Source organism: Streptomyces sp. ME19-01-6, from assembly GCF_033793745.1.
Taxonomy (GTDB): domain Bacteria; phylum Actinomycetota; class Actinomycetes; order Streptomycetales; family Streptomycetaceae; genus Streptomyces.
This window is the reverse complement of sequence record NZ_JARAXF010000015.1, coordinates 152,090-167,647: the sequence shown is the minus strand read 5'-3', so window position 1 is coordinate 167,647 and position 15,558 is coordinate 152,090. Positions and strand designations below refer to the sequence as shown.

Below are 15,558 nucleotides of genomic sequence, written 5' to 3'. Positions count from 1 at the left end.
CGCACTGCATGATCGTGGGGACCATACCGAAGAAGGGGTGCGAACGACGCATCCGACGAGGGGACACCGTGGACAACAGCGGGCAGCGGCAGTCCGACAGCGGGGGATCGGACCGCACGACCGAGCCCGAGGGCGAGAAGCCGCAGCGCCCCCGTGAGGTGGGCGGCGGCTTTCTGATGGGCCGACCGTTCGGTGTGCCCGTATACGTCTCGCCCAGCTGGTTCCTGGTCGCCGCGCTCATCACCTGGGTCTTCGGCGGCCAGCTGGAGCGGGTGCTGCCCGAGCTGGGCGCCGCGCGCTACATCGTCTCGCTCTTCTTCGCGGTGGCCTTCTACGCCTCCGTGCTGGTCCACGAGCTCGCCCACACCGTCGCGGCGCTGCGCTTCAAGCTCCCCGTGCGCCGGATCCAGCTGCAGTTCTTCGGGGGCGTCTCGGAGATCGAGAAGGAGTCCGAGACGCCCGGCCGCGAGTTCGTCCTGGCCTTCGTCGGGCCGCTGCTCTCCCTGATCCTCTCCGGCGTCTTCTACCTCGGCATGCTGGTCGTGGAGCCGGGCACGGTGCCCGGGGTGCTGCTGGCCGGGCTGATGATCTCCAACCTCATCGTGGCCGCCTTCAACCTGCTGCCCGGCCTCCCCCTGGACGGCGGCCGGATGCTGCGGGCCGTCGTCTGGAAGATCAGCGGCAAGCCCATGACGGGCACCATTGCCGCGGCCTGGACCGGCCGGGCGCTCGCCGTGGCGGTGCTGGTGGGCCTGCCGCTGGCCACCCAGACCGGAGGGTTCGGGGACGAGGCCGAGGGCTTCGGCAGTATCGACTCGCTGACCGACGCGCTGCTCGCCGCCATACTCGCCGCGATCATCTGGACCGGCGCCGGGAACAGCCTGCGCATGGCCCGCCTGCGCGAGCGCCTCCCGGACCTGCGGGCCCGTACGCTCACCCGGCGTGCCGTCCCGGTCGCCGCGGACACCCCCCTCTCGGAGGCGCTGCGCCGCGCGAACGAGGCCGGGGCGCGCGCCCTCGTCGTGGTCGACGGTCACGGCGCGCCCACCGCCGTGGTGCGCGAGGCGGCCATCGTCGGGATCCCCGAGCACCGCCGCCCCTGGGTCGCCGTCAGCGGCCTCGCCCAGGACCTCAAGGAGGGCATGCGGGTCTCCGCCGAACTCACGGGCGAGGAGCTGCTGGACACCCTGCGTGCCACCCCGGCCACCGAGTACCTGGTGGTCGAGGAGACCGGGGAGATCTACGGGGTCCTGTCGACGGCCGACGTCGAGCGCGCCTTCGTGGCCGCGATGGCCAGGACGACGCCTTCTTGAGAGGCTCGCTTCGAGAGGTTCGCTCGCCTGCGGGCCGGCGTTGCCGGACCGGCGGTCGGGACATCCCCGCAGGCCCGGTAGGCTGGCCGCATGTCCGAACCGACCGGTGCCGCCCGCCGTCGCGGGCCCTTCCAGGTCGGGGACCAGGTCCAGCTCACCGACCCCAAGGGACGCCACTACACCTTCACGCTCGAGGCCGGGAAGAACTTCCACACCCACAAGGGTTCCTTCCCCCACGACGAGCTGATCGGTGCCCCCGAGGGAACCGTCGTGCGCACCACGGGAAACGTCGCGTACCTCGCGCTGCGCCCCCTGCTCCCCGACTATGTCCTGTCCATGCCACGCGGTGCCGCCGTGGTCTACCCCAAGGACGCGGGGCAGATCCTGGCGATGGCCGACATCTTCCCCGGCGCGCGCGTCGTCGAGGCGGGCGTCGGCTCGGGGTCGCTCAGCACCTTCCTGCTGCGCGCCATCGGTGACCAGGGCATGCTGCACTCCTATGAGCGCCGGGCCGACTTCGCCGAGATCGCCCAGCAGAACGTCGAGCGCTACTTCGGAGCCCCGCACCCCGCCTGGCGGCTCACCGTCGGCGACCTGCAGGACAACCTCTCCGACACCGACGTCGACCGCGTCATCCTGGACATGCTGGCCCCCTGGGAGTGCCTGGGGCCCGTCTCCAAGGCGCTCGTCCCCGGCGGCATCCTGTGCGCGTACGTCGCCACCACCACGCAGCTGGCCCGCACCGTCGAGGCCATCCGCGAGCACGGCACCTTCAACGAGCCCGCGGCCTGGGAGACCATGGTCCGCACCTGGCACGTCGAGGGCCTGGCGGTGCGGCCCGACCACCGCATGATCGGGCACACCGGCTTCCTGCTCACCGCCCGCCGCCTCGCGGACGGCGTGGAGCCCCCGCTGCGCCGCCGCAGGCCCGCCAAGGGCGCCTACGGCGAGGACTACGCGGGCTGGGGCAGCGGCGGGGCGGCCGGGGACGCGGGAGCGGGCGGCCGGGGCGCGGAGAGCCCCGCAAACGGCTCGGCCGACCGCGGCTGATCCGAGCCGTACCGGCACCCCGCACCAACACCTGGGCGCGGCCACCGACTTCCGCCGGAATTCCACGGGGGAGGCGGTGGCCGCGCCGTGTGAGATGTGGCACGATGCGGGGCACCCCCCTGACGCCACCGCTCTCACAGGAGTCACGCCGCGTGCTGCCTCTGGGCCCGGACCTCCCGCACACCCACCCCCGGCCGGTGCACTGGCTCGCGACGGCGGCCGCCCTCGCCGCCGTCGTCGCCGGGGCGGCGGTGCTCCAGCCCTCCGACGCCAAGGCCACGACCGACACCACCACGGCCTCCGCGCCGGGGTCGGGCGCCCCGCGCGCCCCGATCGTCAAGGCCCCGGACCCCACCGCCGCGGACTACCCCGTGGACTGCGGTTCCCAGAAGCCGGACGTCACGGACCGCGCCTCGGGCGATCTGGACGGTGACGGGCGGCCGGAGACGGTGGCCGTGGTGCGCTGCCATTCGGAGACCGGCACCCCGCCCAGCGGCATCTATGTGCTGGCTCAGCCGGACGGCAAGGGGAGCGGCGAGGAAGCCGCCGGCAAGGGGAGCGGCGCGGGCCCGGGGCGGCCGCGGATCGTCGCCACCTTCCTGGACCCCAGGGAAGGCATGAGCATCAAGGATTTCGCGCTGCGCGGAACCAAGATTTCGGCCACTCTGCTCGGATACTCCTCGGAGCAGGTGCCGCGCTGCTGCCCGGACCTCCAGCGCAAGGTCAACTGGCAGTGGAAGGACGGCAAGTTCGTACTCAAGGCGCTGCCGGTCGCGGGCAGTGTCTGACCCGTCACGCCGGGACGGGGCGCGGCGGACCGGTGTGGTCGCGGTCAGTCGGCGTCGGGACCGTACACCTCGACCTGGTCAGATACCCGCCGTACATGGATGCAATCGCCGGGACACTCCTTGGCGGAGTCCACGACCTCGGTGAGCAGGGGCAGCGGGACGCGCGTCGTCGCGCCCTTGTCCTGCAGCAATTCGTCGTCGGCGCTCTTGACGTAAGCTAGACCGTCGATGTCGAGTTCGAAGATCTCGGGTGCGTACTGGGCACAGATGCCGTCGCCCGTGCACAGATCCTGGTCGATCCAGACCTCAAGATCACCGAGCTCCTCGTTCCGTACAGTCACGATCTGCCGTCCCCTGATACATGATTCAACATTGACTAAATAGCGCCAGCCTTGGCGGGTGTTGACCATCTCGACGATACAACCGGTCGCTTTCCGATGTTGTTGGGTGGGTATTCACCTGGCGTGAGGGAGTGCGCAAGGGTGAAGATCGGACACACGCCGACCGGGTTTGTGATCTAGGGGTTTCAACCCGCACCGGCCCAGGTAGGGTCAGGAAGCGTCCAGCTCCCCTTGGAGGAGGTGAGGACCGTGGCAGCCCACGACGACGACATCAACCGCGGCATCCGGCCGGGGCGGGGGTCTGAAGACCCAGCCGGCCAGGTTGCCTATCTCGAGCAGGAAATCGCCGTCCTGCGACGCAAGCTCGCCGACTCTCCGCGGCACACGAGGATTCTCGAAGAGCGGATCGTCGAGCTGCAGACAAACCTGGCGGGCGTGTCCGCGCAGAACGAGCGGCTCGCCAACACGCTCCGTGAGGCCCGCGACCAGATCGTGGCCCTCAAGGAGGAGGTCGACCGGCTCGCGCAGCCGCCGGCCGGCTTCGGGGTGTTTCTGCAGGCGAACGAGGACGGCACAGCCGACATCTTCACCGGAGGACGGAAACTCCGGGTGAACGTCAGCCCGAGCGTCGATCTCGAGGACCTCAGGCGGGGCCAGGAGGTCATGCTCAACGAGGCGCTCAATGTGGTCGAGGCCATGGAGTACGAGCGCGCCGGGGACATCGTCACCCTCAAGGAGGTCCTTGAGGACGGCGAGCGCGCCCTGGTGATCGGGCACACCGACGAGGAGCGCGTGGTGCGGCTCGCCGAGCCGCTGCTGGACACCACCATCCGCCCCGGTGACGCCCTGCTGCTCGAGCCCCGCTCCGGCTACGTCTACGAGGTCGTACCCAAGAGCGAGGTCGAAGAGCTCGTCCTCGAAGAGGTTCCGGACATCGACTACACCAAGATCGGCGGCCTGGGCAACCAGATCGAGCTGATCAGGGACGCGGTCGAGCTCCCGTACCTCTACCCCGACCTGTTCAAGGAGCACGAACTGCGGCCGCCCAAGGGTGTGCTGCTGTACGGCCCGCCCGGCTGCGGCAAGACGCTGATCGCCAAGGCGGTGGCCAACTCCCTTGCCAAGAAGGTCGCCCAGGTGACCGGGAAGCCCGCGGGGAAGAGCTTCTTCCTCAACATCAAGGGCCCCGAGCTGCTGAACAAGTACGTCGGCGAGACGGAGCGGCACATCCGGCTGGTCTTCCAGCGGGCGCGGGAGAAGGCCAGCGAGGGCACGCCGGTCATCGTCTTCTTCGACGAGATGGACTCCCTCTTCCGGACCCGCGGCTCCGGTGTCAGCTCGGACGTGGAGAACACCATCGTTCCCCAGCTGCTCTCCGAGATCGACGGTGTCGAGGGCCTGGAAAATGTGATCGTCATCGGTGCCTCCAACCGCGAGGACATGATCGACCCGGCGATCCTGCGCCCCGGCCGCCTCGATGTGAAGATCAAGATCGAGCGTCCGGACGCCGAGGCCGCGAAGGACATCTTCTCGAAGTACCTGACGCAGACCCTGCCGATCCACGCGGACGACCTCGCCGAGCACGGCGGGTCCCCGAAGGCCGCGGTCGGCGGCATGATCCAGTCGGTCGTCGAGCAGATGTACACCGAGTCCGAGGAGAACCGCTTCCTGGAGGTCACCTACGCCAACGGCGACAAGGAAGTCCTCTACTTCAAGGACTTCAACTCCGGCGCCATGATCCAGAACATCGTGGACCGGGCCAAGAAGATGGCCATCAAGGACTTCCTGGACCACAACCAGAAGGGCCTTCGGGTCTCCCACCTGCTCGCCGCCTGCGTGGACGAGTTCAAGGAGAACGAGGACCTGCCGAACACCACGAACCCCGACGACTGGGCCCGGATCTCCGGCAAGAAGGGCGAGCGGATCGTCTACATCCGCACCCTGGTCACCGGAAAGCAGGGCGCGGACACGGGACGCTCCATCGACACGGTGGCGAACACCGGTCAGTACCTGTAACACCGCTGTCCGGCTGCGGATGTCCTGGACGGGGCATCCGCAGCCGGATGCGCTTTTCGGACCGTGATTTCGGATGTGTATGTCGGACCTGTCAGCACAGTGAGCGGGCACCTACGAGCCGGACCGGAGCAATGACTGAAATGATCGCCTCTGGGCCGCGTGGCGGCTCTAGGCTCTGCGGTACCGCGGCGTCGCGGTGCGGAGGATCGGGGGCCGCGCACGGACCGGAAGCACAGCGGTACTTGAGCGCCGACCCCGCCCGGGGACGGCGCCGGGCAAGGAGGGCCGCATGACCGTACGGCGAGTAATGGGGATCGAGACGGAGTACGGGATCTCCGTCCCGGGCCACCCGAACGCCAATGCCATGCTCACCTCATCCCAGGTCGTCAACGCATACGCGGCGGCGATGCACCGGGCGCGCCGTGCCCGCTGGGACTTCGAGGAGGAGAACCCGCTGCGGGACGCCCGCGGCTTCGACCTCGCCCGCGAGTCCGCGGACTCCAGCCAGCTCACGGACGAGGACATCGGCCTGGCCAATGTGATCCTCACCAACGGTGCCCGGCTGTACGTCGACCACGCACACCCCGAGTACTCCGCCCCCGAGGTGACCAACCCCAGGGACGCGGTGCTCTGGGACAAGGCGGGCGAGCGCATCATGGCCGAGGCCGCCCTGCGCGCCGGCCAGCTGCCCGGAGCCCAGCCGATCCACCTCTACAAGAACAACACCGACAACAAGGGCGCCTCCTACGGCACGCATGAGAACTACCTGATGAAGCGGGAGACCGCCTTCTCGGACATCGTGCGCCATCTGACCCCCTTCTTCGTCTCCCGGCAGGTCGTCACCGGCGCCGGCCGGGTGGGCCTGGGCCAGGACGGCCATGAGCACGGGTTCCAGATCAGCCAGCGGGCCGACTACTTCGAGGTCGAGGTGGGCCTGGAGACCACGCTCAAGCGCCCCATCATCAACACGCGCGACGAGCCGCACGCCGACGCCGAGAAGTACCGGCGGCTGCATGTGATCATCGGTGACGCCAACCTCTCCGAGATCTCGACCTACCTCAAGCTCGGCACCACCTCCCTGGTGCTGTCGATGATCGAGGACGGCTTCATCGCCGTGGACCTCGCCGTGGACCAGCCGGTGCGCACCCTGCACCAGGTCTCGCACGACCCGACCCTGCGCCGCCTGGTCACGCTGCGCAGCGGCCGCACACTCACCGCGGTGCAGCTCCAGATGGAGTACTTCGAACTGGCCCGCAAGTACGTCGAGGACCGCTTCGGCGCCGACGCCGACGAGCAGACCCGGGACGTGCTCACCCGCTGGGAGGACGTCCTGAACCGCCTGGAGCGGGATCCGATGAGCCTGTCCGGCGAGCTGGACTGGGTCGCCAAGCGCGAGCTCATGGAGGGCTACCGGCGCCGTGACGGACTGGAGTGGGACGCCGCCCGGCTGCACCTGGTGGACCTGCAGTACGCCGACGTACGCCCCGAGAAGGGCCTGTACAACCGTCTGGTGGCCCGCGGCAAGATGAAGCGGCTGCTGGACGAGGGTGATGTGTCCCGGGCCCGGAGCAAGCCGCCGGAGGACACCAGGGCCTACTTCCGTGGCCGCTGTCTGGAGCAGTACGCCGACGACGTGGCCGCGGCCTCCTGGGACTCGGTGATCTTCGATCTGCCGGGCCGGGACTCCCTCCAGCGGGTCCCCACGCTGGAGCCGCTGCGCGGCACCAGGAACCACGTCAAGGAGCTCCTGGACCGCTGCCGCACGGCCGAAGACCTGGTCCGGGTGCTCTCGGGGGGCTGAAATGCGCTGCGGCCGGGAATCATGAAGGTGGCCTCCGTGCGTTGTAACAAGTGCGAGGCCGATGTCGGACCCGGCTTGTAGGGTCTGATCCTGACCGATCGAATCAAGCTGGGGCAAACCGAGCGGGGTGAGGGATATGGCGACCAAGGACACCGGCGGCGGACAGCAGAAGGCGTCACGCGCGACCGAGGAGGTCGAGGAGCAGGCGCAGGACGCGCAGGCGGCGGAAGATCTCAAGGAGCGGCAGGAGAAGCTGTCGGACGACGTGGACTCGGTTCTGGACGAGATCGACGACGTACTCGAGGAGAACGCAGAGGACTTCGTTCGAAGTTTCGTTCAGAAAGGCGGCGAGTAGCCTTCGAATCGAAGGCGAGGGGGGCGGAGTTGGCAAGCGAAGAGGGTGTGAAGCGCTGCTCGCGGTGTAAGCAACACAAGCCGCGAGCGGCGTTCGCGCGGAACAAGTCGACGCGTGACGGCTTGCAGGCCTACTGCCGGGAGTGTGCGGCCGCGTACCACCAGCAGCGGCAGTTAGCCAAGGGGTGCAACATCCGACCTAGGGTGGATGTGCCCAGAGGGCACAAGTACTGCCGTACCTGCGGCGAGATCAAGCCGCACAGCGAGTGGACACGGAACCGCAGTGCCTCGGACGGTCTGGCGACCCTCTGCAAGGCGTGCAAGGCGATAAAAGGTCGTGCAGGACATCTGAAGCGCCAGTACGGCATCACCGAAGCCGAGCGTGACCAGATGGTCGCTTCTCAGATGGGGCTCTGCGTGATTTGCCTGAAGGCTTCGGCTGTACATGTGGATCATTGCCACAAGACGGGTAAGGTCCGTGGCGTACTGTGCTTCAACTGCAATTCGGCCATCGGCAAGTTGGGAGATGATCCCGACATCGGTCGTCGGGCTGTCACCTACCTGGAAGGAAACGCGTGGAAGCCAACACTCGTAGCACCGGGCGTCTACCAGCTGCCTTCCTGACGCCGGGCTCGTCCTCCTTCATGGATTTCCTCGGCGCCCACTCGCCCGAGCTGCTCCCGGGGAACCGCCCGCTCCCCGCGGTGAAGGGCGCGGTCGAGGCCCCCCACGGCACGACGATCGTCGCGGCGACCTTCCCCGGCGGCGTGGTGCTCGCCGGTGACCGCCGCGCGACCATGGGCAATCTCATCTCCCAGCGCGACGTCGAGAAGGTCTTCCCGGCCGACGAGTACTCGGCCGTCGGCGTCGCGGGCACGCTCGGCTTCGCCGTGGAGATGGTCAAGCTCTTCCAGCTGGAGCTGGAGCACTTCGAGAAGGTCGAAGGCACCACCCTCTCCCTGGAGGGCAAGGCCAACCGGCTGTCGACCATGATCCGCGGCAATCTGGGCATGGCCATGCAGGGCCTGGCCGTCGTCCCGATCTTCGCGGGCTGGGACGTCGACCGCGAGAAGGGCCGCATCTTCACCTACGACGTGACCGGCGGGCGCTCCGAGGAGCACGGCTTCGCCTCCACCGGTTCCGGCTCGCTGTTCGCTCGCGGCGCGCTCAAGAAGCTGTACCGCGAGGACCTGACCGAATCCGACACCGCCACCGCCGTCGTCCAGGCGCTGTACGACGCCGCCGACGAGGACTCGGCGACCGGCGGCCCCGACCTCGGCCGGCGCATCTACCCCATCGTCACGGTGATCACCGAGGACGGCTTCAAGAGGCTCACCGAGGCGGAGGTGTCCGAGATCGCCCGCACCATCCACGAGCGGCGGCTCGAGGAGCCGGACGGCCCGCGGGCCTCGCTGCTCTGAGGGGACGGTTGACCCGGAATGCATTCGCCATTGACAGAAAGGGACGGATAACCGGTGACGACGCCGTTCTATGTATCGCCCCAGCAGGCCATGGCCGACCGCGCCGAATACGCCCGCAAGGGCATCGCGCGCGGCCGCAGCGTGGTCGTGCTGCAGTATGCCGACGGCATCCTCTTCGTCGCGGAGAACCCGTCCCGCGCGCTGCACAAGGTCAGCGAGATCTACGACCGGATCGCCTTCGCGGCGGTCGGCAAATACAACGAGTTCGAGAACCTGCGCATCGGCGGTGTCCGCTACGCCGACCTGCGCGGCTATACCTATGACCGCGACGATGTGACCGCTCGCGGCCTCGCCAATGTCTACGCCCAGACGCTCGGCACCATCTTCTCCAGCGCCGCGGAGAAGCCCTATGAGGTCGAGCTGATCGTCGCCGAGGTCGGGGACGGCCCCGAGGACGACCAGATCTACCGGCTGCCGCACGACGGCTCCATCGTCGACGAGCACGGCTCGGTCGCGGTGGGCGGCAACGCCGACCAGATCAGCAGCTATCTCGACCAGCGCCACCAGGACGGTCTGACTCTCGCGGAGGCGCTGAAACTGGCTATCGAGTCCCTCACCCGGGACAACAACGGCGGCGAGCGCAGCCTCACCGCCGAGCAGCTCGAGGTCGCGTTGCTGGACCGGACGCGACCGCAGCAGCGGAAGTTCAAGCGGGTGCTGGGCCGCCAGCTGAGCCGCCTCCTGGAGCAGGAGAGCGCCTCGGCCGACTCCGAGGCCGAGACCGACGCCGAGACCCCGGCTGAGGAGTCCTCCGAGACAGAGGAATAAACCCCCGCCACCCCACCCATCCGGCGCGCCCCGGCCCCAGCCGAGGCGCGCTATGGCGTCTGTCTGCCCCTCTGGGCGTTCCGGGACGCCGCGCGCCGCGAGCGGCCGTGCTTTGTCCCTCGGTTGGCCGAAAACCCGGGTAGGGCCGCCCCGGCTACCGCTTGGCGGTGCCTGGACGCCTCGCGGCCAGGCAAACCTTTACTGATGTGCCCTGGGCCGTGTCGGGAGAGCCGTCGGACCGGGCCGCGCCACCGCCGGCTGGGGGCCACGCGGCCGAGCCGCACATCGGCGCGGCTCCACACCCGCCCCTTCCCGGCACCGGTCGGGCCCCGTCGGCATCCGCCCCCGCGCGGCGCGCAGGGCACAAGCGGTGGCTGTGAGGGGCCACCGCCCAGCGGTAGCCGGGAGCGCGTGCCACGCGCCGCGGGGCAGGCGGGAAACCGCGCCCCCTAGCGTGGTGGCGGGCCGCTGGAGCCGCGGGGGACGAGTTCCACCGGCAGCGACGTGTCGCGCGCCGGCTCGCCGGCCAGGACCGCTATCAGGGCCCGCATGCCGGCCGCGCCGACCTCCTCCGCGGGCAGCCGTACCGTCGTCAGCTCCGGGTCGACCGCCGTGGCCAGCGCGAGGTCGTCGAAGCCCGTGACCGAGACGTCGTCCGGCACCCGCAGCCCCAGCCGCCGGGCGGCCTTGCAGGCACCGGCCGCCAGGATGTCGTCGTCGCACACGAGCGCCGTGGGGCGGTGGCCGGGGCGGGTGAGCGCCCGTTCGGCCGCCCGGCGGCCCTCGTCGACGGTCAGGGGGGCCGTCTCGGTGTGCAGGGAGGCGCCCGGGACCGCGCCCACCGCCGCCGCCAGGACCCGCGCGCGGACCCGGAAGGTCCACGTGTCCACGGCAGCCGCGAGATGGGCGAGACGGCGGTGTCCAAGGCCCAGGAGGTGCCCGGCGGCCTGCCGCATGCCGTCGGCGATGTCGAGGTTGACCGTGGCGGCCGCGGTGTCCTCATCGGGAGAGCTGTCGAGCATCACCAGCGGGAGCCCCCCGCCGCGCACCGCGGCCAGCGCGTCCGCCGCCATCGAGGAGGCGATCACGCCGTCGAGGGAGGCGCGCGCCGAGTCGAAGGGGTCGCGCGCCGGGCCCACCCCCTCCGGGGACGGGTAGAGCACCACGCCGAAGCCGCCCTCGGCGGCCACGCGCGCGGCGCCGGTGTACACCCGGGCGAAGAACTCCGTGGTGAGCGCCGGGACGACGAGCAGCGCGGTCCTGGTCCGGCCGAGGCGGAGGCTGCGCGCCGCGAGGTTCGGGCGGTATCCGAGCTCGCGCGCGGCGGCGCGCACCGCCGCCGCGGTGCGTTCCGACACCCGTCCGGCCCACTTGTCGCCCAGGACCAGTGAGACGGTCGCCTGCGACACGCCGGCGACCCGCGCCACGTCCCGACTGGTCGCCCGAGCCCCCGCTCCCGGCCGGCCCCCGCGCCCCGCGCCCGACCCCGGGACGGCACTCGTCTCGGGCGTCGTCCGGCCGCCTTCGTCGCCCGCGTCGCCCGTGTGCTCCCGGTGCGGGGCCCGGCCGCCCTCGTCGGCCTCGGTCTTCGCCGCGCCGTGGCCCTCCAGGGCTGCCGGGCCCGCGAACGCGCCCGCGCCCCCACCCCGCGTATCGGGAGCGTGCGCCCCCGGCGCGCGGTCGCCCTTCGCGCTCGCCACCATCGCGGCTTCCCCTTGTCATGGTCATCACGGTCGCCCACCCACCGTGAGGTGGACCGCGGTCGGCAACCATGGTACGTATAACGGCGGACGTTATACGTAAAACCTCGGGCGGACGCGCCCGGGGAGATCGCGAACAGAAAGGGCAGACGATGGCCGCTGGCTACGGGGACCTGCTGCGCAGCAAGCACGCGGCCCGCCTCCTCATCGGCACGCTCATCGGCCGGCTGCCGAATGCCACCGCCGCCCTCGCCGTCGTGCTCTTCACGCGCGCCGAAGGCGGCAGCTACGCCCTGGCCGGCGCGCTGTCCGCCGTCTACGGCGTGGGCAACGCGGTCGGCCAGCCGCTGCTCGGCCGGGCCGTGGACCGCTACGGGCAGCCGCGGGTGATGCTGCCCGCGGCCGTGGCGTCCGCGCTCGCCATGGCCGCGTTCGCCGCGGTCGGGCTCGACCCGCTGCCCGTCGCGTACGCCACGATGCTGGCCGCAGGCCTGTTCACCCCGCCCCTGGAGGGCGGGCTGCGGGCGCTGTGGCCAGGGGTGCTCGGGCGTGCGGAGTGGGTGCACGCGGCCTACGCGCTGGACGCCGTCGCACAGGAGGTGATCTTCTCCGTCGGGCCGCTGCTGGTGACCGCCCTTGTCGCCCTCTGGTCGGAGGCGGCGGCGCTGCTGGTCATCAACGCGATCGGGGTCGCGGGCGCGCTGTCGGTCGTGGTCTCGCCGCCCTCCCGGCGGTGGCGCTCGGCCCCGCGCGAGGCGCACTGGCTCGGCGCGCTGCGCTCGCGGGGCCTGCTGGTGCTCCTCGGCACGTTCTTCTTCGTCGGCGTCGCCCTCGGCGCGATCGGCGTGGCGGCCGTCGGATACGCGGACGAGCACGGCGGCGGCATGGTCTCCAGCTATCTGCTCTCCGCACTCGGCGCCGGCGCGCTGGTGGGCGGCCTCGCGTACGGCGCGCGGCCCTGGGCCGGCCCGCCGGAGCGCCGGCTGCGGGCCCTGGTGGCCGCGCTGGCGCTCGGCTATCTGCCGCTGGTCCTCGTGCCCGGAGTGGTCGCGATGACCGCCCTCGCCGGGCTCTCCGGCCTCTTCCTGGCCCCCGCGCTCGCCTGCGTCTTCGTGGTCGTCGACCGGCACGCCCCGCGCGGCACGGTCACCGAGGCGTTCTCCTGGCTGGTGACCACCTTCGTGGTCGGCAACGCCGCGGGAACAGCTGCCGCGGGGCCCGTGATGGAGCTCGGCGGGGTCGCGGCGGGCTTCGCCGTCCCGGGGGCGGCCGGGGCGGTCGCCCTGGCCGTACTTCTGGCCACCGCGCGCTTCCTCGCCGGCGCACCAGAGGTGACACCGGGTGAACCTGAGACGGAAAATGATCGCAACCGTGCCGTCGAACCCGGTTTCAGAGCAGGCCGTCAGGCGTAATGTTCAGGCATGGACCGCCGCATTTTCGGGCTGGAGAACGAGTACGGCGTCACGTGCACATTCAGGGGACAGCGCCGGTTGTCTCCTGACGAAGTGGCGCGCTACCTCTTCCGCCGTGTCGTCTCCTGGGGCCGCAGCAGCAATGTCTTCCTGCGCAACGGCGCCCGCCTCTATCTCGACGTGGGCTCGCACCCGGAATACGCAACCCCCGAGTGCGACAACGTGACCGAGCTGGTCACCCACGACAAGGCAGGCGAGCGCATTCTCGAAGGTCTGCTCGTGGACGCCGAGCGCCGCCTGCACGAGGAGGGAATCGCGGGCGACGTCTATCTCTTCAAGAACAACACCGACTCGGCGGGGAACTCCTACGGCTGCCACGAGAACTATCTGGTGGCACGCCACGGCGAGTTCTCCCGCCTCGCCGACATTCTCATCCCCTTCCTGGTGACCCGGCAGCTGCTGTGCGGCGCCGGCAAAGTGCTGCAGACGCCGCGCGGCGCGGTGTACTGCGTCAGCCAGCGCGCCGAGCACATCTGGGAGGGCGTCAGCTCCGCGACCACCCGCTCCCGGCCGATCATCAACACCCGCGACGAGCCGCACGCCGACGCCGAGCGCTACCGCAGGCTGCACGTCATCGTGGGCGACTCCAACATGTCCGAGACGACCATGCTGCTCAAGGTCGGCGCCACCGACCTGGTGCTGCGCATGATCGAGGCGGGCACGGTCATGCGCGATCTGACCCTGGAGAACCCCATCCGGGCCATCCGCGAGGTCAGCCACGACATCACCGGACAGCGCAAGGTGCGCCTGGCCAGCGGGCGCGAGGCATCCGCCCTCGAGGTCCAGCAGGAGTACTACGAAAAGGCGGTCGACTTCTGCGAGCGCCGCGGAATCCGTACCGGCACCGTCGAGCGCGTCCTCGAACTGTGGGGCCGCACCCTGGAGGCGGTGCGCACCGAAGAGCTCGACCGGATCGCCACCGAGATCGACTGGGTGATGAAATACAAGCTGATCGAGCGGTACCGCGCCAAGAACAACATCACCATGTCCCACCCGCGGGTCGCCCAGATAGACCTCGCCTACCATGACATCCACCGCCGCCGGGGGCTGTACTACCTCCTGGAGAAGCGGGGTCAGGCGGCCCGGGTGTGCAACGACTTGAAGATTTTCGAGGGCAAGTCGGTGCCGCCGCAGACCACCCGTGCCCGGCTGCGCGGCGATTTCATCCGCCGCGCCCAGGAGCAGCGCCGCGACTTCACCGTCGACTGGGTGCACCTCAAACTCAATGACCAGGCGCAGCGCACGGTGTTGTGCAAGGACCCGTTCCGCTCGGTGGACGACCGGGTGGAGAAACTGATCGCCGGAATGTGACCACGGCGCCCGGACGGCCCATGTCCGGCACGGGGCCCCGTACGTTTCGCGTACGGGGCCCCTGGCACGTCGTAGAGTGGCGCGCGTTGCCCCCGCAGGATCTACCCGACGAGGACTCTCGTGCGCCGACGTTCCGTACTTCTTGCCGTGCCCGCCGGCTTGCTCACCGCCGCGGGCTGCGGCAGTGAGAAAGCAGGATCCAAGTCTTCCAAGGCCTCGCCCTCTCCGGAGAGCAGTAGCCCGAAGGCCGCGGAGCCCACCGGCGAGATCGTGAGCGGGCCGGTGCCGGCCATCACCGGCGGTACGAAGTTCGGCGAGAAGCCGAAGGTCGCCAAGGGCACGGGGCAGCCGTCCGCGGATCTGGCCGTCAAGACGGTCATCAAGAGCGACGGGGCCGAGGTGGCCGCGGGCGACTACCTCCAGGTGGACTATCTCGGCCAGATCTGGAACACCGCGAAGGTCTTCGACAACTCCTACGACCGGGGGAAGCCCGCCGTCTTCCAGATCGGCATCGGCCAGGTCATCCCGGGCTGGGACAAGGGGCTGGTGGGCAAGCAGGTCGGCAGCCGCGTGGAACTGGCCATCCCGCCGTCCCTCGGATACGGCAAGCAGGGCCAGCCGCAGGCCGGGATCAAGGGCACCGACACCATGGTGTTCGTCGTCGACATCGTGAACGCCTTCAACGGCAAGAGCTCGGCCAAGGGCGACACGGTGGCGCAGACCAACCTCGACCTGCCCAAGGTCGGCACCGAGACCGACGGCAAGGCGCCGTCCATCGATGTCCCCAAGAAGGCCGCGCCCAAGAAGCTCGTGTCCGCCTACGTCATCGAGGGCGACGGGCCGAAGGTCAAGGCCAGCGACACGCTGCTCGTCCAGTACAAGGGCGTGGTGTGGGACGGCGGCAAGCAGTTCGACGCCACCTACAAGAAGGGCCAGCTCGCGCAGTTCTCGCTGCAGCAGGTCGTCAAGGGCTGGGCGCAGGGGCTGACCGGCAAAAAGGTCGGCAGCCGCGTGCTGATCGTCATCCCGCCGGACCTGGGCTACGGAAAAGAGGCCCAGCAGGGCATCCCGGCCAACTCCACGCTGGTCTTCTCCGTCGACATCCTGGCCGTTCTGTGAGACGGCGGTTCTGTAAGACTGGGCAGGTTGCCCACCACGTAAGA

Annotated in this window: 14 protein-coding genes; 12 read left to right on the top strand and 2 right to left on the bottom strand. The window is 70.0% G+C overall.

Annotation, left to right across the window (positions count from 1 at the left end; genetic code table 11):
- Window positions 1–68: 68 nt before the first annotated feature.
- The 3 genes from PV419_RS29500 (at window position 69) to PV419_RS29490 (ending at window position 3,151) form a co-directional block, all read left to right on the top strand.
- On the top strand, window positions 69–1,313 hold the full coding sequence (locus tag PV419_RS29500; protein ID WP_319694135.1) for a site-2 protease family protein: 1,245 nt from the start codon (window positions 69–71) through the stop codon (window positions 1,311–1,313).
- A gap of 90 nt (window positions 1,314–1,403) precedes the next feature.
- Complete coding sequence (locus PV419_RS29495; protein WP_319694133.1) at window positions 1,404–2,363, top strand: tRNA (adenine-N1)-methyltransferase; 960 nt, start codon at window positions 1,404–1,406, stop codon at window positions 2,361–2,363.
- A gap of 152 nt (window positions 2,364–2,515) precedes the next feature.
- Window positions 2,516–3,151, top strand: coding sequence for a hypothetical protein (locus PV419_RS29490; protein WP_319694131.1), 636 nt, complete (start codon window positions 2,516–2,518; stop codon window positions 3,149–3,151).
- A 44-nt stretch (window positions 3,152–3,195) separates the two neighbouring features.
- Here the strand turns inward: PV419_RS29490 and PV419_RS29485 are convergent, their stop codons facing one another.
- Entirely contained in the window at window positions 3,196–3,492 is a 297-nt protein-coding gene (locus PV419_RS29485) for a ferredoxin (RefSeq protein ID WP_319694130.1), read from the bottom strand.
- Between the two features lie 249 nt (window positions 3,493–3,741).
- Here PV419_RS29485 and arc point away from each other — a divergent pair, with 249 nt between their 5' ends.
- The 6 genes from arc to prcA all read left to right on the top strand — a co-directional run bounded on the left by arc (window position 3,742) and on the right by prcA (window position 9,912).
- The gene (arc, locus tag PV419_RS29480; RefSeq protein WP_319694129.1) at window positions 3,742–5,508 is read left to right on the top strand and encodes a proteasome ATPase; all 1,767 of its coding nucleotides are present in this window, start codon (window positions 3,742–3,744) and stop codon (window positions 5,506–5,508) included.
- Window positions 5,509–5,797: 289 nt separating this feature from the next.
- On the top strand, window positions 5,798–7,309 hold the full coding sequence (gene dop, locus PV419_RS29475; RefSeq protein ID WP_319694128.1) for a depupylase/deamidase Dop: 1,512 nt from the start codon (window positions 5,798–5,800) through the stop codon (window positions 7,307–7,309).
- Between the two features lie 136 nt (window positions 7,310–7,445).
- Window positions 7,446–7,664, top strand: coding sequence for a ubiquitin-like protein Pup (locus tag PV419_RS29470; RefSeq protein WP_319694127.1), 219 nt, complete (start codon window positions 7,446–7,448; stop codon window positions 7,662–7,664).
- Window positions 7,665–7,693: 29 nt separating this feature from the next.
- Window positions 7,694–8,287 carry an endonuclease VII domain-containing protein gene (locus PV419_RS29465; RefSeq protein ID WP_319694126.1) on the top strand — a complete coding sequence of 198 codons (594 nt, stop codon included), beginning with the start codon at window positions 7,694–7,696 and terminating at the stop codon, window positions 8,285–8,287.
- Complete coding sequence (gene prcB, locus PV419_RS29460) at window positions 8,239–9,084, top strand: proteasome subunit beta (protein WP_319694124.1); 846 nt, start codon at window positions 8,239–8,241, stop codon at window positions 9,082–9,084. Before PV419_RS29465 ends, prcB begins: the two co-directional genes overlap by 49 nt.
- 54 nt (window positions 9,085–9,138) lie before the next feature.
- Window positions 9,139–9,912 (top strand): proteasome subunit alpha, encoded by a 774-nt coding sequence (gene prcA, locus PV419_RS29455; protein WP_319694122.1) that lies wholly within the window; start codon window positions 9,139–9,141, stop codon window positions 9,910–9,912.
- 449 nt (window positions 9,913–10,361) lie between these two features.
- On the opposite strand, the gene PV419_RS29450 is transcribed toward prcA, so the two are convergent.
- On the bottom strand, window positions 10,362–11,339 hold the full coding sequence (locus PV419_RS29450) for a LacI family DNA-binding transcriptional regulator (protein WP_415925403.1): 978 nt from the start codon (window positions 11,337–11,339) through the stop codon (window positions 10,362–10,364).
- Window positions 11,340–11,764: 425 nt separating this feature from the next.
- Here PV419_RS29450 and PV419_RS29445 point away from each other — a divergent pair, with 425 nt between their 5' ends.
- From PV419_RS29445 to PV419_RS29435, 3 genes are all read left to right on the top strand, one after another.
- Window positions 11,765–13,024 carry an MFS transporter gene (locus PV419_RS29445; RefSeq protein WP_319694119.1) on the top strand — a complete coding sequence of 420 codons (1,260 nt, stop codon included), beginning with the start codon at window positions 11,765–11,767 and terminating at the stop codon, window positions 13,022–13,024.
- Window positions 13,025–13,033: 9 nt separating this feature from the next.
- A complete protein-coding gene (gene pafA, locus PV419_RS29440; protein ID WP_319694117.1) occupies window positions 13,034–14,395 on the top strand; it encodes a Pup--protein ligase in 1,362 nt (453 codons plus the stop codon).
- Between the two features lie 120 nt (window positions 14,396–14,515).
- Entirely contained in the window at window positions 14,516–15,514 is a 999-nt protein-coding gene (locus tag PV419_RS29435; RefSeq protein ID WP_319694115.1) for an FKBP-type peptidyl-prolyl cis-trans isomerase, read from the top strand.
- The last annotated feature ends 44 nt before the right edge of the window (window positions 15,515–15,558 follow it).

Bases quoted from the DNA above. Each gene is read 5' to 3' on its own strand.
- PV419_RS29495 (WP_319694133.1), top strand. From the start codon at position 1,404: ATGTCCGAACCGACCGGTGCCGCCCGCCGTCGCGGGCCCTTCCAGGTC.
- dop (WP_319694128.1), top strand. From the start codon at position 5,798: ATGACCGTACGGCGAGTAATGGGGATCGAGACGGAGTACGGGATCTCC.
- PV419_RS29470 (WP_319694127.1), top strand. From the start codon at position 7,446: ATGGCGACCAAGGACACCGGCGGCGGACAGCAGAAGGCGTCACGCGCG.
- PV419_RS29445 (WP_319694119.1), top strand. From the start codon at position 11,765: ATGGCCGCTGGCTACGGGGACCTGCTGCGCAGCAAGCACGCGGCCCGC.
- pafA (WP_319694117.1), top strand. From the start codon at position 13,034: ATGGACCGCCGCATTTTCGGGCTGGAGAACGAGTACGGCGTCACGTGC.